At 59.0% G+C, this 21171-nt stretch carries 11 protein-coding genes and 2 pseudogenes; 9 read left to right on the forward strand and 4 right to left on the reverse strand.

Translation table 11 applies throughout. The features are described from left to right. The first annotated feature begins 163 nt into the window (after positions 1-163). The 3 genes and pseudogenes from trpD (at position 164) to KSX58_RS02740 (ending at position 2190) form a co-directional block, all read left to right on the forward strand. Entirely contained in the window at positions 164-1219 is a 1056-nt protein-coding gene (gene trpD, locus KSX58_RS02730; RefSeq protein WP_021913818.1) for an anthranilate phosphoribosyltransferase, read from the forward strand. A 111-nt stretch (positions 1220-1330) separates the two neighbouring features. Further along, positions 1331-1844: pseudogene (locus tag KSX58_RS02735) on the forward strand (transposase). Continuing rightward, positions 1805-2190, forward strand: a pseudogene (locus KSX58_RS02740) (IS3 family transposase). The pseudogenes KSX58_RS02735 and KSX58_RS02740 overlap by 40 nt, the downstream one beginning before the upstream one ends. A gap of 101 nt (positions 2191-2291) precedes the next feature. Here KSX58_RS02740 and KSX58_RS02745 read toward each other — a convergent pair. Beyond that, positions 2292-2858, reverse strand: coding sequence for a hypothetical protein (locus KSX58_RS02745; RefSeq protein WP_011743375.1), 567 nt, complete (start codon positions 2856-2858; stop codon positions 2292-2294). A 50-nt stretch (positions 2859-2908) separates the two neighbouring features. Between KSX58_RS02745 and KSX58_RS02750 the strand changes: the two genes are divergently transcribed. After that, positions 2909-3637: a 1-acyl-sn-glycerol-3-phosphate acyltransferase gene (locus tag KSX58_RS02750; RefSeq protein WP_085380405.1), complete on the forward strand. Its 729-nt coding sequence runs from the start codon at positions 2909-2911 to the stop codon at positions 3635-3637. A gap of 98 nt (positions 3638-3735) precedes the next feature. Here the strand turns inward: KSX58_RS02750 and KSX58_RS02755 are convergent, their stop codons facing one another. Both KSX58_RS02755 and KSX58_RS02760 read right to left on the reverse strand, forming a co-directional pair. Next, positions 3736-5907, reverse strand: a complete 2172-nt coding sequence (locus KSX58_RS02755) for a Stk1 family PASTA domain-containing Ser/Thr kinase (protein ID WP_085380404.1) — start codon at positions 5905-5907, stop codon at positions 3736-3738. Positions 5908-6029: 122 nt separating this feature from the next. Further along, entirely contained in the window at positions 6030-7118 is a 1089-nt protein-coding gene (locus KSX58_RS02760) for a polyprenyl synthetase family protein (protein WP_217752036.1), read from the reverse strand. Between the two features lie 209 nt (positions 7119-7327). Between KSX58_RS02760 and KSX58_RS02765 the strand changes: the two genes are divergently transcribed. From KSX58_RS02765 to KSX58_RS02785, 5 genes are all read left to right on the forward strand, one after another. Next, positions 7328-7972, forward strand: a complete 645-nt coding sequence (locus tag KSX58_RS02765) for a DUF4192 family protein (protein WP_003810568.1) — start codon at positions 7328-7330, stop codon at positions 7970-7972. A 160-nt stretch (positions 7973-8132) separates the two neighbouring features. Further along, positions 8133-9530 carry an RNA polymerase sigma factor gene (locus KSX58_RS02770; RefSeq protein WP_021913814.1) on the forward strand — a complete coding sequence of 466 codons (1398 nt, stop codon included), beginning with the start codon at positions 8133-8135 and terminating at the stop codon, positions 9528-9530. A gap of 94 nt (positions 9531-9624) precedes the next feature. Further along, the gene (locus KSX58_RS02775) at positions 9625-11949 is read left to right on the forward strand and encodes a type IIA DNA topoisomerase subunit B (protein ID WP_003810563.1); all 2325 of its coding nucleotides are present in this window, start codon (positions 9625-9627) and stop codon (positions 11947-11949) included. 193 nt (positions 11950-12142) lie between these two features. Beyond that, entirely contained in the window at positions 12143-13375 is a 1233-nt protein-coding gene (locus KSX58_RS02780) for a sugar MFS transporter (RefSeq protein WP_011743370.1), read from the forward strand. Positions 13376-13501: 126 nt separating this feature from the next. Beyond that, positions 13502-18346 carry a DEAD/DEAH box helicase gene (locus tag KSX58_RS02785; RefSeq protein ID WP_217752037.1) on the forward strand — a complete coding sequence of 1615 codons (4845 nt, stop codon included), beginning with the start codon at positions 13502-13504 and terminating at the stop codon, positions 18344-18346. Between the two features lie 123 nt (positions 18347-18469). On the opposite strand, the gene KSX58_RS02790 is transcribed toward KSX58_RS02785, so the two are convergent. After that, complete coding sequence (locus tag KSX58_RS02790; protein ID WP_217752038.1) at positions 18470-21145, reverse strand: DNA topoisomerase (ATP-hydrolyzing) subunit A; 2676 nt, start codon at positions 21143-21145, stop codon at positions 18470-18472. Between the last annotated feature and the right edge of the window lie 26 nt (positions 21146-21171).

The following is a 21171-nucleotide window of genomic DNA, read 5'->3' on the forward strand; positions in this document are numbered from 1 at the left end:
CATAACCTCCCCCGACCGTAATCGGGGGAGGTTTTCTTTTTTGAAGAATCTTCGATGGGCCGTTTCGTGATATGGACGTGCGGACGTGGGGAAACGTCCAATCGTTACAATTGGCGGCATCAGAACAACAATAAAGGCGTGCGACAGCGCCAAGGAGGGCATCATGGCCGAAATCACATGGAAGTCGATCCTCACCAAGCTGGTCGGAGGGGACCACTTGAGCGCCGAGGAATCCGAGTGGTTCGTCGATGACCTTATGAACGGCAATGCCGATCCGGCGGCCGTTGGCGCGGTACTCGCCACCCAGCAGCAGTTGGGGCTGACCCCCGACGAAGTGCGTGGCGCGGCGAAGGCCATGGTGGCCCATGCCATTCCGCTGCACATCGACGGTGAAACCACCGACATCGTCGGCACCGGTGGCGACGGAGCCTCCACCGTGAACCTGTCATCCATGGGGGCCGTCGTAGCCGCGGCCGCAGGCGTAAAAGTCGTCAAGCACGGCAATCGTGCGGCCTCATCCAAGTGCGGCACTGCTGACTGCTTCGAAGCGCTCGGCCTGCCCATGGATTTGACTCCGGAACAAGTGAGCGAAGTCGGCAACGAATGCGGCATCGCATTCGCTTTCGCACGCACCTTCCACCCCGCCATGCGTTTTGTCGGTCCGATTCGCGCCGCGCTCGGCGTGCCATGCGTGTTCAACGTGCTTGGTCCGCTGACCAACCCGGCAAGCCCGAAGCATATGGCCGTCGGCTGCGCTAATCGCAAGATGAGCCCGATCATGGCCGCCGTATATGCGGCGAACGGCCAGATCGGCATGGTCTACACTTCCCATGAGGGCCTTGACGAGATGGCACCGACCGGTCCGGTCTCCATTTGGGAATTCAAGGACGGCAAGGTTACCGAAAACAAATTCGATCCGACCGTCGAACTCGGCCTCGCCAAAGTCACCATCGCAGATCTGAAGGGTGGCGAACCGACGCTCAACGCGCAGCTGGCACGAGACTTCTTCGCAGGCAAGGATGTGTCGTTCCGTACCACCGCGCTGCTGAACGCCGCTTCCGCAATCGTCGCCGACGGTCATTTGGTGCCGGGCGACGCAAGCTTGGCTGACCGGTTCAAAGCCGCCTACGCCATCGCGGAGCAGACCGTCGACTCCGGCAAGGCCACGGCGCTGCTTGACAAGTGGATCGCCACCGCCCAAGCTGCGAAGAAAGCCTGAAAACGCTGACAACGTATGTGTGTGTGAAGGCCCCGGCGTAAATATGAACCGCACCCCGATTGTTGGACTGAAGAAATTCAGATTCGATGATCGGAGGTGCGGTTCTTTCGTATGCGTGAGGATCGAAGGAGACGTTACGACGACGGGTTCCGGCGCGAGGCGCTGGAGCTCATCAAGTCCGGAGCCGGCAAGGACACGCTTGCCAGCAGGCTTGCCATACCGGTGTATACCGCGAGAAACTGGATCAGGCTGTACAGGTCCAACGGCGAGGAGGCGGTCATGGGAGGCGGCGGCAGCAGACGCTACGACTGGGAGACGAAGGTCGCCGCGGCGCGCGACCACGTCGAGAACGGTCTGACCAAGACGGAGGCCATGGCCAGGCACGGGATCGCGAGCATCGCGTCCCTGGAGCGCTGGTGCCGCGACTACCGGTCCGGAGGCGCTCAGGCCGAAGCCCGAACCGACGCGCGAGCAGGAGCTCGCCGAACAGGTCGCGTACCTGAAGGCGAAGGTCGCGTACCTGGAAAAACTCCGGGCCCTGCGGGCGTCCAAGTCACGTGGCGCGAGCGAAGCGCCGTCGTCCGACTGCTCGCAGGGCGGGGACACCGGCTCGACCACCTCCTGAGGATAGCCGGGCTGCCGAAATCCACGTACTACCACCACCTGTCGCGCCCGGCGCACGTGTCCAGGCCGGACGTGGAGCCGATGGTACGGGAGATATGGGATGGCAGTACCAGCACCAATGGTGGAGGGACGAGCTCGGACGCCTCGGCATCCGCCAGTCCATGAGCCGCAAGGGCAACTGCTTGGACAACGCGGCGACCGAGCAGGTCTTCGGCCACTTGAAGGACGAGTTCTACCGCGGCCGAGAGTTCGACTCGTACATCGTGCATTGGAACACCAGACGACGCCAGATACGACTCGAGGGACGCACCCCGGAGGAGTTCCGGAGCATGTCCCTCGCGGTCTGACCCTGTATCCCAATTAACAACGTCCAACAAACGGGGCGCAGTTCAATAACCGCCGGGGCCTTCACATAGATGGATGTATTCAGTTTGTCGCCAAAGAATCGTCAGACGCGTGCTCCATCATCGAATTCGTCGGTACGCGTTTCACGATGCCCTTTATGCTGCACGATGAGGCCAGCGGCGCCGACCAGCGCACACAAACCGAAAATCGAACCAAGAATCGAAGCCAACGCCGGAACGAACACGGAAGCGATAATGCCGATGACGCCGGCCACCAGCAATATCCAGAACACCAGTTTTGACAGTTTCACATGGCCGATTTCAGGATTCGGCGGCACGAAGTCGTCACCGTAACGGTCCATGACCCGATCCGTGTCAAGCCAGCTCGAACCAGTGAAATCGCGCGGCCCACGACCATTCGCCGGCGCATCATTGGTGAACGTGCCCTGATCCAAGTCATCGATGGACAGCAAAGCCTCTTTTTCCCGACGTTGCGCATGCTTCTCGAAACGTTTCGCACTACGCGAACGTTCCACGGCCTTCAAATCGTCAGCATGCGAATCCGCAAACTCGGCCCAAGCCGCATCCAAGTCGTCCATTGGAGAGCCGCCACCATGCGACGCGTCATTTGGGCGTTCTTCATCGTCATTGCTATTGTTGAGGTCAGTCATACTTATACTCTAATCGGGCGGAGGCCAATCCGCTGGGAGGATCGTGAAGAATGCTCTATTGGTTTTTCGTCAAAGGCTTGGGACCAATCGCCATCCACCGTTTGGGACCGACCGCGCAAGGACTTGAGAACATTCCGCACGAAGGTGGCGCCATCATCGCAGCCAACCATCTTGCCGTCATCGACGATGCGTTGCTGCCGTTGACCTGCCCGCGCATGATTCATTTCATGGGCAAGGCCGAATATTTCGAAGGCAAAGGCATCAAAGGCAAATTCAAGAAATGGTGGTTCACGTCAGTCGGCGTGTTCCCCGTGGACCGTTCCGGCGGTTCCAAATCACTTGGCGCACTGAACCACGCCCGTGAGATCATCGAGGACGGACATCTGTTCGGCATTCACATCGAAGGTACTCGCAGCCCCGATGGACGTCTTTACAAAGGACACACCGGCGCGGCGCGTCTGGCATTCGAAACCGGTCGCCCCATTATTCCGGCCGCCATCATCGGTTCGCGTGAACTGCAGAAGCCAGGACAGGTCATTCCGAACAAAGGCAAGTCCAAGGTGGTTTACGGCAAGCCGATTGAAGTCGAGAAGAAATCCGCCGACCAGATTACCCACGATGATTTGCGTTCGCTTACCGACCGCGTGACCCGTGAGATCCAGAAGATGAGCGGACAGGAATACGTCGACGAATACGCGCAGAAGGTCAAGGCCGAGCTCAAAGCCCAGCAGGAGGCCGAAGCGCAGGCACAAGCCGAATCCGCTGCCAAGAAGGCATAAGTTTTCAGCGAGGTTCATTCCAAACTAATCAGGGGTGTCTGTTCCGAAGAATGTTTTCGGAACAGACACCCCTGATTTCTATTTTGTAATCAGGATAATCAGTCGAACAGCGACGAATACATTTTCAAGGTGACGGTATTCGGCGTGCCATCCTCCTGACGCAGTCGCACCTCGGTGCCTCCTACCGGATCCTGCGAAGCGACCTTCTTGTCTTGACTGGAGTCAAGTGTCAGTTGCGAGCTGATCTTCACACTGAATCCCAGCTTCTCCAATGCGGCTTTGGCAGCGGCGGCTTTCTGTCCGACATAATTCGGCAGCGTTACGGTTTCCGGTCCCTTCGACACCACCGCATTGACGCTATCGCCCCAGTGCAACTCGTCTCCGGTCTTCGCGGAAGCGGAAATCACCTGTCCTTGCGGAATCTTGTCATCGAATTGCTCGGTCCAGTTGACGGTGAGCTTGAGCGCATCAAGCGTCTGCTGCGCCTCATCCTTCGATTTGCCCACGACGTCCGGCATGGTAACCGGTTTCGGTCCTTGGGACAGCGTGACGGTAATCTTCGCGTTATGGGGCAGAGTCGCGCCGGGATCCACGCTTAAATCAAGCAACGCGCCCTGAGGTACGTCCATGGAATACGCGTCATCATTGGCCGGAGTCTGTTCGATGTTGTCGAAGCCGGCACGCTTCAACGCGTTGATCGGATCCTTGCCGTTCGCACTGGTGGCATCGAGAATGTCTGTGGGAACAGTGCCCTGCTTAATACCCTTGGACACTACCACCTTGACCTTCTGATGATGACGTTTGCTCACATGCGAACCGACATTCTCCGGGTCGGTGGAGATGACATTGCCAGCCTTGACGGAATCACTGAACGCCTCGGTCTCTTCGTACTCGATGTTGGAGAATTTCAGCAGTTCCTCATAGGCGTTCCATTTGATGTTGGAAATACGGCAGGGCTCCGAATCGGAACATGTGAGATCTGCCGGCTGAGGCATGGTCCAGTAGCTGCCCGGTCCTCGGAAATACCACCAGGCATAGCCTCCACCGCCTGCGCAGGCAAGCACGATGGCTGCTACGACGGCGATGATGACAGGTGCACGCTTGCCACTGCGTTTCGGCTGTCCACCACTGACCGGACCGTTCGAGGGGGAAGCTGGAACGTTGTTGGCGGGGACGTCGTTCTTTTCAAAAGCCAAGCGGGTGGTTGCCTCCGGATCTGCCTGCTGCGCCGGCATGACGGTGGTTTTGTTCGGGTTTTCCGGATTGAACTGTCGTGTGCGATCGTCGTTCTGACGCACAGGCGGTGCTGGGGGAGCGGGCGGTAGCGGCATCTGCCGGGTGCCATCGCCGGGCATGGTGTCGGCGGCATCGTTTGCGGCCGGGGAAACGGCTGACAGACGGTATTGCCAGTCGTCGATGGTGAGGTTCGATTGCAACTGCTGCAATTCGTCGAATGCCACGGACGCATCCTGGGGACGGTCCTCGACCGCGCGCGCCGTAAGACGGGCGAGGAATGCGGCCACGCCTGCATTGATGCCCGGACAAGCGGTCGTGATATCCGGCACATCCTCATGCACGTGCTTGAACACCAGCGTCACCGGATTGTCCGCGGTGAACGGCACCTTGCCGGCCAGCATCTCCCAAGCCATGATGCCTACGGAATACAGGTCTCCCTGCGGCGTTGCCTGATTGTGCTGAATCATTTCTGGCGCCAGATAGGCGGCCGTGCCCAGCAGCATGCCGGTGGAGGACAGCGTGGCCTGCGACACCGCCTTGGCCAGGCCGAAATCGGTGATCTGCACATGTCCTCGGTCATTGAGCAGAATATTCTCCGGTTTGATATCGCGGTGCACCACGCCTGCGCGATGCGCCGAAGCCAAGCCGTCCAACGTCTCACCGACTATGCGTAGCGTCTCACGAACGCTGAACGTGACTTGCTGGTTCATTTCGTACCGCAGGTTCACGCCATGCACGTACTCCATGACAAGAAAATCCAGTCCATCGAACTCACCGGTGTCATACACCTGCACGATATGGGGATTGGCTATTGCTGCTGCGGAACGGGCCTCGCGATGGAAACGTTCCACGAACTGGTCGCGTTGTGGGCCCTGTGCCAGCTGCGTGTGCATGATCTTAATGGCGACGGTGCGTCCCAGACGCTCGTCAACAGCTTGATACACCGTGGCCATGCCGCCATCGGCGATTCTGCTGACGACTCGGTACCGGCCTTCGATGACCTGGCCTTCGGGGGCATGCTGGGCTTCACTCATGGCTAATCGGTACGATTCCTTCTTCAAAAAACGTTTCGCGACAAAGATGTGTTCACTTGTAGTCTACAAGGAATGGTTTGCGGAAGATGCGATGAACACGGGTCTTTCACAGTGCGGCGGCATCAGCCCTGTTCCCGCACAATCGGTACGAAACGTGCGCATGCTTCGGTAAGCATGTCTTTGCGATCTTGCGATAGTTCAAGCGTCTCGATGGCGGCCTTCGACTCGAGCCACAGACCGGCGATCCGTTCCTTGGAACGTGCGATGGCACCAGTGGACTCGAACAATGCGATGGCACGCCTAACATGTGCCTCGTCACGTGATTCGGCTTCCCACATGTCGATGAGTTCACGTCGTTCGACATCGCCGGCAGCCTCAATCGCATCGGCCAGCAACACCGTGCGTTTGCCTTCACGGATATCACCGCCCACCGGTTTGCCGGTATTGCGGCTCGACCCGATGACGTCCAGAAGATCATCCGCGAGCTGGAACGCCAAACCAAGCGGCAATCCAATCGCCAGTGCGAGCCTGCGCGCGTCCGCAGGGGCGAGGCCGGCGGCAAGCATACCGAATTCCAAAGGTGCGATAGTGGTATAACTGGCGGTCTTCCAACGGAAGACATTCAAAGAGGCCGACGCCAGCTCTTCAGGATCGTCTAACGTATTGAGTTCCACGGCCAAATCGAGTACTTGGCCGATTTCCACTTCACGGTGCATATTCAGGAAGGCCGACACCACGGAAGATCCGGAGCCAAGCCGGCAAGCCGCTTTATTGGCGATATCCACGCTCGCGGTGGCCAGCATATCACCCAACATGATGCCCAAACCATGGCCGATGGCATCACTATGGGTATCCGTGGCAAGCGCACGATGAGCGGACGGCTTGCCACGGCGCAGATCGGAATCGTCGATGATGTCGTCATGCACCAACGCGCCGGTCTGAAACACTTCGATCGCGCATGCCAGATCCAACACCGTATCCATATCACGTTCCGCCACATCCTGCGGCGCGAACGCACGGAACGCATCCAACGTCAGCAACGCCCGCAGACGTTTGCCGCCCTCACTTGACGTGACCGCCTGCTGCGCCACCGCATCAGCGACGGCTTTGCAGGAATTCGCCACCGGATCGTCCGCATGCAGGAACGAAAAATCCCTTACCAGCGAGAGCGTGCGCGTTTCAATCTGTTCCAAATCGGAAGAGCTAGTCATGGGTCAAGGTTATCCACACACATTCGACAAGAGGAAAACATAATGATTGCAGCGGGTGAGACGGTGCCGGACGTTTCGTGACACGCCGAGCTTCACGTTCTCCGACCACAGGGGTCCCGAAACGCCTCATTGCATTGCCGGATGATGCATAGTTCCAACAAAGCGGCCTGCATCAAGCGACCGCTCCGATACGCCAAGGAGGACGAGACATGAAGACGATCGACGAGCCCATGCCGATATGCGAAGCCGAGATGGAACGGCTTGAAGACCAATTGGTGGAGGATTGCAAATCGCTGGGCATGGCGGAGAGCATACGCGATTTCCTGCAGGAGCCATTCTCGGAATGGATGGATGAGCTGGCCGATGAATCGTCGGGAGATGACGATTCATCGCCAGAATGCAGACTGTCCAGAAACGGTGCGGGAGCACTTGCCATCGCCATGCAGCAGACCATGGCGGTGCGTGACGCGCTGCTGGTCTCCATCATCGTGGATGAACGACGTTCGTCACGTGACTTTCTCATGGGATTCATGGCCAATCCGACACTTCCCGGCAACACGCGTCATCTGGAGGAATCCCTCAACGGATCGTTCCGTGACGCATCAAGAAAACCCGACACGAAACGTTGCGACAACGGCGTCAACATGATGTTCGACATCATCGGGATGGTCCCCGAACGGTATCATGTGCAGCCATTGGCCATCATCAGTTATGTGCTGTGGTGGATGGGCGATGAGCGCGCCATGCTGTGCGCGATGCGTGCGCTCGCGTTGGATGAGAATTGTTCGCTCGCGGCGATCATCTGCTCCGCGGCGCATCGTCATATCGGACCGGCATGGGCCGAAGAGACATAGAGCAACACGCCGAAAGGAAGCGGTACTTGCGCATGGTGAGCTCAACACGCGGGAATAATCGTCCTCGCAAGATGGTTAACTCACATAGTTGACGATTTGCCCTTGCCAGAAGTGGGTCCATATGGTATACGCTTCCGGCGGGATCAATAGGAGGATAAGTTTGGCCACCAAGGAAACGACGGTAAATACGGAACAGACTGATCTGACCGAAAAGACCACCTCCGGAAAAAAGGCCTCCACGCGCAAGCCTGCTGCCAAGAAGAGCGAGTCCTCAAAGACCGCTACGAAGACGTCGCGCAAGACGGCCGCGAAGAAGACCTCCGCCGCCAAGAAAAGCAAGAAAGCGGAAGAAGAAGAGAACCTGATCGAGCAGGACGCTCCTGAAGACGATCCCGTCGAGGATGCCGATCTTGATGATTTCGACGATGACCTTGATGACGTGGACGACGAAGGGGAGGATGACGACCTCGACGAGGACAATATCGACGAGGATGACGATTCCGAACTGGAAGACGATGACGAAGACAAGCGCAAAAAGCCGGAAGAGCCCAAGGAAAAAGGCGCTTTCGTGGTGCGTGACGATGATGACGACGACAATCTGACGCCGTCCGGCAATCCGAAGCGTCGTGTGATCGCAGCCGGCGCCACCGCAGATCCGGTCAAGGATTACCTGAAGCAGATAGGCCGAGTGAACCTGCTGAACGCCGAACAGGAAGTCGACCTGTCCGAACGCATCGAGGCCGGTCTGTACGCCCAACATCTGCTGGACACGGAATCCGACAAGATGGATTTCAAGCGCCGGCGTGAACTGAAGTGGGCCGCGAACGACGGCAAGCGCGCCAAGGACCATCTGCTGGAAGCCAACCTTCGACTCGTGGTCTCTCTTGCCAAGCGCTATACGGGCCGTGGCATGCTGTTCCTCGATTTGATTCAGGAAGGCAATCTTGGTCTGATTCGTGCCGTAGAGAAGTTCGACTGGAAGAAGGGCTTCAAGTTCTCCACGTACGCCACATGGTGGATTCGCCAGGCCATCACCCGTGCCATGGCTGATCAGGCCCGCACCATTCGTGTGCCTGTGCATATGGTGGAAGTCATCAACAAGCTGTCCCGCGTGCAGCGCCAGATGCTTCAGGACCTCGGCCGCGAACCTACGCCGGACGAACTAGCCCGCGAGCTCGACATGCCGGTCGAGAAGGTGCAGGAAGTGCAGAAGTACGGGCGTGAGCCGATTTCCCTGCACACGCCGCTGGGCGAGGATGGCGATTCCGAGTTCGGTGATTTGATCGAAGACACCGACGCCATCGCACCGTCCGATGCCGTCGCCTTCTCGCTGTTGCAGGAGCAGTTCAAGCAGGTGCTTGAAACGCTGTCTCCGCGTGAAGCTGGCGTCATCAAGATGCGCTACGGTTTGGAGGACGGCCAGCCGAAGACGCTGGATGATATCGGACGTGTGTATGGCGTGACGCGCGAACGTATCCGCCAAATCGAATCGAAGACCATGTCCAAGCTGCGCCATCCGTCCCGTTCGCAGACGCTGCGCGACTTCCTGGACCAGTGATAGTAATCAGACGCGAGTAAATGAAGTCGAGAAACCGGCATGAACGCAGGGTTTCTCGACTTCATGTCTTGTAAGGCGACAATTGAAAGGGAACATGGCTAAGGATAATTACGGTGCTGAGAGTCTTACCGTGCTCGAAGGCTTGGATGCGGTGCGCAAACGTCCGGGCATGTACATCGGCACGACCGACAGCCAGGGCCTGATGCACTGCCTGTGGGAGATCATCGACAATGCCGTCGATGAGGCTCTTGCGGGAGCCTGCAACCACATCATCGTGACCTTGCATGACGATGGTTCCGTTGAAGTGGCGGACAATGGCCGAGGCATTCCGGTGGACGTGGAGCCGAAAACCAAGCTCACCGGCGTGGAAGTGGTGCTGACCAAGCTGCATGCCGGCGCCAAATTCGGCAATTCCTCGTATGGCGCTTCCGGCGGTCTGCATGGTGTCGGCTCATCCGTTGTGAACGCATTGAGCTCCCGTCTCGACGTGGAAGTGGATCGTGACGGCAAAACCCACCACATGGCTTTCCATCAGGGCCACCCCGGAGTGTATTCCGACGTTGATCCGGAACACCCGTCTCCCGATTCGCCATTCAAGAAGACGCGCAAGAATCGTCCCACCGAACTTGAGATCATCGGCAAAGTCAGTCCGAAGACCACGGGTACCCGCATCCGCTATTGGGCGGATCCGGAGATTTTCAACGACACCGCTGAATTCAGCTATGACCAGCTCATCGACCGTGTACGGCAGACCAGTTTCCTGGTGCCAGGGCTGAAAATCACCGTCATCGACGAGAACATTCCCGAAACCGGCGACGAGTCCATTGACGAAATGCTGGAAGTCGATGACAATGTCATCGAACAGGTGACGGAAGAGAACACGTCCGCTGAAACGGATGATATCGGAACCTCTGCCGACATACTGCAGGAGGATTCAGCCGAAGCTGATGAATCAGCCGAATCGCAAGAAAACGATGCTGCCACGCAATCGCAGGAAACCGTTTCCCAACCCGTGCAGCCGAAATATCCGCATGCGCGCGTCGAAGAATTCTGCCATACCGGAGGCGTGAAGGATTTCGTCGACTTCCTGTCCAAAGGCGAAGCGGTCTCCGATATTTGGCGCATCGCCGGCGAGGACACGTATGTTGAAGAAACGCAGGCGGTCGGAGACGATGGTGAACTGCATGCGCAGAAGGTGACGCGTGATTGCGCAGTCGATATCGCCATGCGATGGACCAACGGCTACGACACCACCATGCGCAGCTTCGTCAACGTGGTGGAGACGCCCGGCGGCGGCATGCACGTGGACGGCTTCCTCCAAGGCATCACCAAGCAGGTGCGCAAGGCCATCGAGGACAACGCGCGCAAACTCAAGGTGAATCTCAAGGATTCCCATATGAAGGTGGAACGTGACGACATTCTCGCCGGTCTGGTGGCCGTCGTCACCGTCCGCATCGCCGAACCGCAGTTCCAAGGCCAGACCAAGGACGTGCTCGGCACCGCGCAAGTCAAGCCGATCGTCTCCAGAATGACCGATAAGCAGTTCGGTGAGATGATTACCGGCTCCAAACGCGGTTACAAGGAACAGTCCGGCCGCGTGCTGGAGAAAATCGTCGGCGAAATGCATGCCCGCGTGCAGGCGCGCAAGACCAAGGAAGTCACACGCCGTAAGAACGCGCTTGAATCCGCGTCCATGCCGCCGAAACTGTCCGACTGCCAGCCCGGCAATGACGATGTGGCCGAACTGTTCATCGTCGAGGGTGATTCCGCATTGGGCACAGCCAAGGCCGCCCGTAATTCCGGTTTCCAAGCGTTGCTGCCGATTCGAGGCAAAATACTCAACGTGCAGAAGGCATCGCTCGCGCAGATGCTGTCCAACAAGGAATGCGCAGCCATCATCCAGGTGGTCGGCGCAGGATCCGGCGCAAGCTTCGACATCGAACAGGCCCGATACAACAAGATCATCATGATGACCGATGCCGATGTCGACGGCGCGCACATCCGCATCCTGCTGCTGACGCTGTTCTACCGGTACATGCGGCCGCTTATCGAATACGGTCATGTGTATGCCGCCGTGCCGCCGCTGCATCGTATCGCGTTGACGGGTACGCATAAGGGCGAGTACATCTACACGTATTCCGATGATGAGTTGGCAGGCAAACTCGCCGAGCTTGATAAAAAGCACATCGGCTACAACGAGGACATCCAGCGTTACAAGGGTTTGGGTGAGATGGACGCCGACCAGCTGGCCGATACCACCATGGATCCGCGCACCCGCATGCTGCGCCGTATCCGCATGGAGGACGCCGAACAGGCCAGCCACATCTTCAGCCTGCTCATGGGTGATGACGTGCCGCCGCGCAAGGCGTTCATCGTGGAGAACGCCGACGATTTCGACCGTTCCAAGATCGACACCTGATATTGCATGGCGATTGCGATTGGCGGGTCTTGCGTTACGGCGGAGACCCGCTTTTCGTGTATGCACGATAATGCAAAAACGTCGGTCGATAGTGCAAGATACAAAATACCGTTTGGTAGGTAACTTTGGATAAAATAGCGGAGTATTTTCGTGATTTTATTGCCGCAAACATAAAACATACAAGGAGCTGACTGTGGCCAATCTGCTGCTCGCCGTGATTTACATCGCCTTCATCAGTCTGGGTCTGCCGGACGCGGTGCTCGGCGCCGCATGGCCGACGATGAGCGGCGACCTGCATGCGCCGATTTCCTGGGCGGGTGGCATTTCCATGACGATTTCCGCCGGCACCATCGTGTCCGCGCTGCTATCCGACCGCATGACCTTGCGGTTCGGTGCAGGCAAGGTCACGGCAGTGTCCGTTGCGTTAACGGCGTTCGCATTGTTCGGCTTCTCCATCTCGCCGAATTACTGGATGCTGCTGCTCTTCGCCATTCCGTACGGCTTGGGCGCGGGCGGCGTCGATGCGGCGCTCAACAACTATGTGGCAATTCACTACGAAAGCCGTCACATGAGCTGGCTGCACGCCATGTGGGGCTTGGGCACTCTGCTTGGCCCGTACATCATGGCAAGCGCATTGGGTGCCGGCCATGGCTGGGCGTGGGGCTACCGGACCATCTCCATTCTGCAGGTCGTGCTCACCGCGGTGCTGGTGCTGAGCCTGCCGTTGTGGAAGGCGCGTAAGACCGTCGAACCGCAGCGGACGAGTGAAACCTCTTCCGTGCAATCCGCGCAGTCCGAGCAATCGGAAGGGGAAACAGCTGACCGGCGCAAGCCGCTTGGTATTCGCGGTGTGCTCGCCATCCGTGGCGCCCGCGAGATCCTCGTGATGTTCTTCTGCTATTCCGCGCTCGAATCGACCGCCATGTTGTGGGCCAGCAGCTATATGGCGCTTGGCAAGGGCATCGACAAGACCACGGCGGCCATGTGGGGAAGCCTGTTTTGCATCGGCATCACCGTCGGACGTCTCGCCAGCGGTTTCCTGACCATGAAACTGAACGATCCGGCCATGATTCGTCTTGGCCAGGCGTTGGTGCTGACCGGCATCGTCATCATGCTCCTGCCGTTGCCGCACAATATCGGCACCATCGCGGGACTAATGGTCATCGGTTTGGGCTGCGCGCCGATCTATCCGTGCGTCATCCATTCCACTCCTGCTTATTTCGGCGAGGACAAATCGCAGGCCATCGTCGGCATGCAGATGGCTTGCGCCTATGTGGGATCGATGTGCATGCCGCCGCTGTTCGGGCTGATCGCGCAACATGTTTCGGTCAACCTGTTCCCGTTCTATCTGGTGGTGTTCCTAGCGCTGATGGTCGCCATGCATGAGACTTTGCGCCGCAAGTGCGGCGACCGTGCGGCCGCCTGACGACGCCATATGTGAGACGCTCGAATGCGTCAGCCGGGCGGTGTGCTCGAATGAGCCGACGACGGTGGATGACGAGCTTTCCGCCGGTTGTGGATGATGTCTGAAGGCGATGCCATAATCGAACGTATGTACGAATGCATGGACTTGTTCTCGGAGGCTACCAATGCCTGGTTCAAGCATGCGTTCAATGCTCCGACGGAGGCGCAACGTTTGGCATGGCCGGCCATCTGCTCCGGCGAGAACGTGTTGGTGGTGGCGCCCACCGGCTCCGGCAAGACATTGTGCGCCTTCCTTTCCGCAATCGACCGTCTGATGACGAAGGAGGGCGATGACTTATTGCGGACGTCCGGCGGTGGGGACGGCACGGCTGAATCCGATTGCAATGCCAAGAAACGTAAACCCGTCCGCGGCGTCAAGGTCCTGTATATTTCGCCATTGAAGGCTCTGGGCGTGGATGTGGCCAAGAACCTCCAAGCGCCATTGGCTGGCATCGCCGGACAGTGCGAGGCGATGGGATTGCCATCGCCGAAAGTCAGCGTGGGCATACGAAGCGGCGACACCACGCCGCAGGAACGGCGCAGAATCGTCAGCCATCCGCCGGATATCCTCGTAACCACGCCAGAATCGCTGTTCCTGCTGCTCACCTCCAAGGCGCGACGGATACTTTTCGCCGTTGATACCGTTATCGTGGATGAAGTGCACGCCATCGCGGGCTCCAAACGTGGCGCGCACCTGGCGCTGAGCTTGGAACGATTGGAAAGCCTTGCCGGCCGGTCTGTCCAACGCATCGGGCTTTCCGCCACTGTGGAACCGCCGGCCGAAGCCGCACGTTTCCTTGGCGGCACGCGGCCGGTACGCGTCATCAGACCCGAATCGCACCCCGACATGGATCTGAAAGTGGTGGAACCGCTTTCGGCCATGCGCGATCCCGTCTCCGACGACGCAGGGCGGAGGGCAGGCGCCGTGAAACTTCCGAACCGCCATACCACGCATATTTCCGGGGTGGGTCCTGCCATGGAGGCATCGGCGGAACGTAAAGGACTGACTTCGGTCGGGGGAGATGAACATACCTCACGGGTTTCGACCGGAGGTTCGGTATGGCCGGCCATCGAACGCAGCGTGCTTGACGAAGTGCTGAAACACCACACCACCCTCGTGTTCGTCAACTCCCGTGGCCTTGCGGAAAAACTCACCGCACGGCTCAACGACCTGTATGCGCAATTGCGCACATCCCGGAAAACTGGGTCTGAAACCGCCGTCAAAGCGGACGCAGGGCGGGATGCGCTGTCCGACCGTAGGCTTGGCCGAACGGACTTGAGTGTGTCGGACAACGCATCCCAGCCGGAGTCCACAGCCAGTGATTCCACCCAGCCGTATCCGGATCTGGGCTCCCCGGAAGGCCGTGAAGGCTTCGCCAAACACTACGATTCCGTGGTCGGATCCACCACCATGCTGGTCTCCTCGCATGCGGACGCCGACGCGATCGCCATGGCGCATCATGGTTCCGTTTCCAAAGACCGGCGCAAACAGATCGAAGAGCAGCTCAAACGCGGCCAATTGCGTTGCGTGGTCGCCACATCGAGCCTTGAACTCGGCATCGACATGGGTTCAGTGGATCTGGTCATCCAGATCGCACCGCCATTGTCCGTGTCCTCGGGATTGCAGCGGGTGGGGCGCGCCGACCACAAGGTCGGGGGAGTCTCGCATGCACTGTTCTACCCGATTACACGAGAGCAAATCATCGGCACGGCCGCAAGCATCGAATGCATGCGCTCCGGAGACATCGAAACACTGACCATTCCATGCACCCCCTTGGACGTGCTTGCCCAGCAAACCGTCGCCGCCGCGGCGATGGATGATCTGAAACCAGACGACTGGTACGTGACCGTGCGCAAGGCCGCGCCATTCGAAGATCTCGACAGAACCATGTTCGATGCTGTGATGGGCATGATGACCGGTGCCTACAACGGCGAGGATTTCTCCGCCTTCCGACCTCCATTGCAATACAACGAAGAGGCGGGTCTCATCTCCGCGCGCCCTGGCGCTCAACGACTGGCCGTGACCAGCGGAGGCACCATACCCGACCGAGGAACCTACACCGTGGTGCTTCCCGAAGAAGGCTCCGGACCGGGCCCACGCAAAGTGGGGGAGCTGGATGAGGAAATGGTGTACGAATCCCGGGTTGGAGACGTCATCACCCTCGGCACATCGACCTGGCAGATCCAGGAAATCACCCGGGACCGTGTGGTGGTGGTTCCTGCTCCAGGGCGTACCGCCCGACTGCCGTTCTGGCATGGCGAAGGCGACGGGCGGGACGCGGCATTCGGACGGTCCCAAGGCCGATTCATACGCGATATGGCGCAAGGACTACGCGCGGAAGTCTCGGACGGCATCGCAGGAGACAAGACCAGCCGATTCGACACGACAACAATCGCACGTCTACGTCGTGACGGATTGGACGACAACGCCATCGGCAATCTTGCCGACCTGCTTGCCGAACAGCGCGCCGCCACGGGAACGATTCCCAACGACCGTGAGCTGGTCGTCGAACGCTGCCAGGATGAAGAAGGCGATTGGCGTGTGATCGTCCACTCGCCATACGGCAGACGCGTGCACGAACCATGGGCCATGGCCATCACCACACGTATCAAACAACGATACGGGTTCGATGGGCAGGTATACGCGGCCGACGACGGCATCATCATCCGCCTCCCGGACGGCGACGGCAACCTGCCGATCCGCGAGCTGCTGCTGTTCGACACGGAAGAGCTGCAACGCATCATCGAAACGCAAGTCGGCGAAAGCGTGCTGTATGCCGCACGATTCCGAGAATGCGCGGCGCGATCGCTGTTCCTGCCACGCGCCAACCCCGGCAGACGCGTCCCCTTATGGCAGCAGCGGCTGCGCGCGGCGCAACTGCTCAACGCCGCCCGAACTCGGAAGAACTTCCCGTTGCTGTTGGAAACCGCACGCGAATGCCTACAGGACGTGTACGATCTGCCCGCGCTGAAACATGTGATGTCCGGATTACGCTCCGGCGTCATCTCTTTGAGCGAGACCGTCACGGAAACGCCGTCGCCGTTCGCGGAAAACATGCTGTTCGGATACGTGGGCGCGGTCATGTACCAATACGACGTGCCGCAAGCCGAACGCAGCACGCAACTGCTGTCCATGGACCCGGAAGTGCTGGAACGTCTTCTGGGAGCCACGGACATGGCTTCGCTGTTGGATGCCGACGTCATCGCGCAGGTTGGGAAGGAGCTTGCCGGACGGACGTTCTGGAACGATTTGGACGAGACCGACATTGCCGGCCGTGTGGCGCGATATGTCAAAACGCATGGCCCATTCACCGCGGATCAGATGATCGCCGAACTGGGATTGGACGCTGTCCAAGGCGTACGCATGTTGGATGAATTACATGCCAAAGGCGAACTGCTGAAAGGCCATTTCGTCGATGATGCGGCCGGAGCGGACGCCAATGGTTCCGATGATTCAGCATCGGAACGGTCACCTCGGCAAACGCCCCAGCAATGGCTCCACAAAGACGTGTTTCGGCGTATCCGCGCGCTTTCGCTTGCCAAGGCACGCAAAGCCATCAAGCCGGTGGAACCGGCCGTCTATCAGGCGTTCCTGTTGGACAGACAAGGTGTCGGACCTGTGGGTGGCGCCCGATATGAAAGCGTCGACGGGCTGATGCGTGTGATCGAACAGCTTGAAGGCATATACCTCAACGCCTCCGTTTGGGAATCCTCGGTCTTCCCCGCACGCGTTCGCGACTACCAACCGAGTATGTTGGACGAATTGCTCGCATCCGGAGACGTGGTATGGGTCGGCTCCAAAATCAATGGTTCCAACGCCAAGGAAGCCGGCGGAATCGCATTCCATCCAGCTGATTCACGGCTGCTGGTGAAACCCGGCGAACAATCGCAGAACAATGCCTATAGTGCCGGAACCATGACCGTGCCGGAGACGATACTTGCCGCATTATCGAATGGGGGAGCCTTCCATGCGCGGCAGCTTTCCACGGCCGCCAAAACCATCTGGCAGGAACATGCGGAAGTCAACGTGAATCCTGAAACAGGGGAAATCATCCTTCCCGCATGGGGCGAAAGCCAGTTCGAGGAAGCCTTGTGGTCCTTGGTATGGCAAGGCAAAGTGACGAACAGTTCATTCGCTCCCGTTCGGGCCTTGGCTCAAGGCACGGTTTCAGTGCGCGCGCCACGCACTGCCGCACGCAGACGCGTACGGATCCACGCCTCGACACCGGCGACGCTCGGTGGATTATGGTCCGCGGTCGACTCGTCCCGGACCAGTCCAATGGCGATACCGGACCAAACGGACGATACCGCCGGCAAACCAACAGCCGGCATCGAGGAATACGACATCGCATTGATCGAATCGCTGCTCGACCGATATGGCGTGATCGCCGCTCCGCTAATCGACAAGGAGCAGGTCGCAGGCGGATTCTCCGGACTATACCCGGTACTCAAACGCATGGAGGAACACGGCAATCTGGTCAGAGGCATGTTCGTCAAAGGATTCGGAGCGGCCCAATTCGCCGGACGTGACACAGTGGACGCCTTGCGCGGCGACGACGAGGCGCGCAGCCAATCCTGCGTGGCGCTCGACGTGACCGACCCGGCCAATCTGACAGGCTCCGCGATCACATGGCCCGAACAACACCATATGAAACCGGCGCGCAGAGCGGAATCGGTCATCGTGCTCGACCACGGCATGCCGGTGCTGTTCGCCGTGCCGAAAAGCCACAGAATCGTCAGCTTCACCGATGACGAGCGAATATTGCAGCCGGCATGTACGGAACTTGCCTATGCATTGCAGCATCAGTCCAAGGGCAGCGTCAGCTTCGCCGAAATGAACGGTGAATCATTGAAGGAACGCAACGAATACAGACGTTTGCTGCATGCTGCCGGGTTCGTGGACAGCCCACAAGGCATGAAGCTATATGGCTGAACCAAGCCGGAGGCACTTTCACCCAGCCTGCTCATTCAACCTGGCGGCCCAAGTGCGCAAAACGGGAAGGCCCTGAACCGGAAGAAGAACCAGTCCAGAGCCCCGCCAATCGATTTCGTCGAATCAGCCGACCACCGCAATCGGCGCCGACAGATCCGTACCGGAACCATCGCGTCGCATATCAGGCTTCGGCAATTCCACAGGAGCGCCACTTTGCGTGGAAGCATGCAACGGATACGCGCCCACGAACGTGAGAATCAACGTATCCTGCCCCTTGAGGAATCGCTGCGAACGCACGCCACCCGTACCACGGCCCTTCGTCGGATACATCTCCAACGGCGTGACCTTCGCGGCACCGTTTTCAGTGCCAGGCAACGCTTCGGAATCGCCGGCAACCGTCAACACCACGGCTCCGGAAGCAGAGAACAGTCCATTCTCGCCTTCTTCGTAATTCCATGTCACCTTGCCGTCAGGCACCACCGCGAACGCGGCCACCGAACACCCCTCAGCCAGACGAATGCCCGCCATGCCGCCAGCGGTACGGCCCTGCGGACGCACATTCTTCGCTTCGAACGTCAACAACGAGGAATCGGTGGACACAAACACCAGACGATCCTCATCACGGGCTTCGGCAGCGGCAAGCACTTCGTCATCATCCTTCAAATCGATGACGCTCCACGAATCCATTGTGGTCGGAGATTCACGGTTCCAACGCTTGACCACGCCGTTGCGGGTGCCCAACGCCAAAGGAACAAGCTGACCGCCGTCATCCGTGGACGGCATATCAATCGCGGCAATCACCCGTTCGCCGCGGATCGGATCGGTGTTCTCCGTCATGCCCAGCAGTTCCTCGGCCTTCACACCACCCGTGACACTGAGCGGCCCATCCGCGGAAACCTTCGGCAATTCGACCACATGGGCCAGCACCAGACGACCCGCTGAAGTAACCAAGCCGTATGAGGAACGTGTGGACGTGCGGAACATCGAAACGATTTGATCATCCTTGGCGCGTCCGTCGGAAGCCGAACGATTCTCCCAACGTTCCACCGCATCCTCGGAAGTGCGTGCGATCAGGCCCGTGGCGGACAGCATCACCGCGCACGGCTCGTCATCAATCTGCAGAGCCGATGCGGTGGCATTCTCATCGCCGGCCTTCTTTGCGGCCTTTGCGGCTGCGGCGACATCGGCTGCTGCGGAGGATACGGTCGCGGCGGCGCGCGCGGCAGCCATCGCGTTTGCAGAGACGCCATCATCGCCATGCGCCACAACAGGCGTCAAATTGCCTTCCTCATCCTCATCCAGCAGCACCGTGCGCCGGGGAGTGCCGTATTTGGCCACGGCGTCATCCATTTCGTCAATGACCACGCCGTCAAGCGCCTCATCGGAAGCAAGAATGCGTTCAAGCTCTTCGATACGCCGCTTCAGATCGTCGCGTTCCGCCTCAAGCTCGATACGACTCATCTTGGTCAGACGGCGCAGCCGCAAGTCAAGAATGTACTGTGCCTGAATCTCGTCCAGATCGAATACGGCGATAAGCTTTGTTTTCGCGGCCTCGGCATCATCAGAAGAGCGAATCACCTGAATGACTTCATCGATGTCCACCATGGCGAGCAGCAAGCCCTCCACCAAGTGCAGCCGCTCAAGCGCCTTCTTCCTGCGGAATTCACTGCGTCGGCGGATCACCACACGACGATGGTCCACCCACACCTGAAGCATTTCCTTCAATCCCATGGTGTGCGGACGGCCATTGACCAACGCCACATTGTTGATGGTGAAATTGTCCTGCAACGGCGTGTGCTTGAACAGCTGCGCCAACACCGCGTTCGGATCGAACCCGGTTTTGATTTCGATGACGAGGCGCGTGCCGTTATGCCGGTCAGTCAGATCGATGGCACCGGAAATGCCGTCCAGCTTACGGTTCTTCACACCTTCGGAAATACGTTCCAACACACGTTCCGGACCCACCATGAACGGCAGTTCCGTCACGACGATGGCCTTTTTGCGAGCCGTCACGTTTTCGATATGCGTCACGGAACGCGTGGTCAACGCGCCACGACCCGTCTCGTACGCCTCGCGGATGCCCTTGCGGCCCACAATCACGCCGCCGCCCGGCCAATCCGGACCCGGCACGTAGCGCATCAACTCCTCTAACGTCGCGTCGGGATGGCGCATAAGATGCTTGGCCGCAGCCACCACCTCGCCAAGATTGTGCGTGGCCATATTCGTGGCCATGCCGACGGCAATGCCGGAACCACCATTGACCAGCAGGTTCGGAATCGCGGCAGGCAGCACAGTCGGCTCCTGAAGCTTGTTATCGTAATTCGGCGTGAAATCGACGGTATTTTCGGCGATATCGGCATTCATGCCCAACGCGGCCGGCGCCATACGAGCCTCGGTATAACGAGAAGCAGCAGGACCGTCATCGAGAGAACCGAAATTGCCGTGACCGTCCACCAATGGCAGCCGCATCGCGAACGGCTGCGCCAAACGTACCATCGCCTCGTAAATCGCGGAATCGCCATGCGGATGGAGCTTGCCCATCACTTCGCCAACCACACGCGCCGACTTCATATACGGCCGGTCCGGATTGAGGCTCATCTGACCCATCTGATAGATGATGCGTCGTTGCACCGGCTTGAGACCGTCCCTGGCATCAGGCAGCGCTCGGGCGTAAATCACCGAATACGCGTATTCGAGGAACGACTTGCTCATTTCCTCGTTCAACGGCGTTTCGACGATGTTCTCCTTGACCGTACGCGGGTCAAAGGCTGGTTTTGCCGGTTTGCGGTGCGACACCATGCGGTGGTTCTCCTCACGGAAAGGTT

The organism is Bifidobacterium sp. MSK.17.10, from assembly GCF_019129655.1.
Classification (GTDB): domain Bacteria; phylum Actinomycetota; class Actinomycetes; order Actinomycetales; family Bifidobacteriaceae; genus Bifidobacterium; species Bifidobacterium adolescentis.

Coding starts and splice junctions, on each gene's coding strand:
- KSX58_RS02755 (WP_085380404.1), bottom strand. CDS start 5,907: ATGAGTGAAGCCCAGCATGCCCCCGAAGGCCAGGTCATCGAAGGCCGG.
- KSX58_RS02790 (WP_217752038.1), bottom strand. CDS start 21,145: ATGGTGTCGCACCGCAAACCGGCAAAACCAGCCTTTGACCCGCGTACG.
- KSX58_RS02760 (WP_217752036.1), bottom strand. CDS start 7,118: ATGACTAGCTCTTCCGATTTGGAACAGATTGAAACGCGCACGCTCTCG.
- KSX58_RS02750 (WP_085380405.1), top strand. CDS start 2,909: ATGCTCTATTGGTTTTTCGTCAAAGGCTTGGGACCAATCGCCATCCAC.
- trpD (WP_021913818.1), top strand. CDS start 164: ATGGCCGAAATCACATGGAAGTCGATCCTCACCAAGCTGGTCGGAGGG.
- KSX58_RS02775 (WP_003810563.1), top strand. CDS start 9,625: ATGGCTAAGGATAATTACGGTGCTGAGAGTCTTACCGTGCTCGAAGGC.
- KSX58_RS02745 (WP_011743375.1), bottom strand. CDS start 2,858: ATGACTGACCTCAACAATAGCAATGACGATGAAGAACGCCCAAATGAC.
- KSX58_RS02765 (WP_003810568.1), top strand. CDS start 7,328: ATGAAGACGATCGACGAGCCCATGCCGATATGCGAAGCCGAGATGGAA.
- KSX58_RS02785 (WP_217752037.1), top strand. CDS start 13,502: ATGTACGAATGCATGGACTTGTTCTCGGAGGCTACCAATGCCTGGTTC.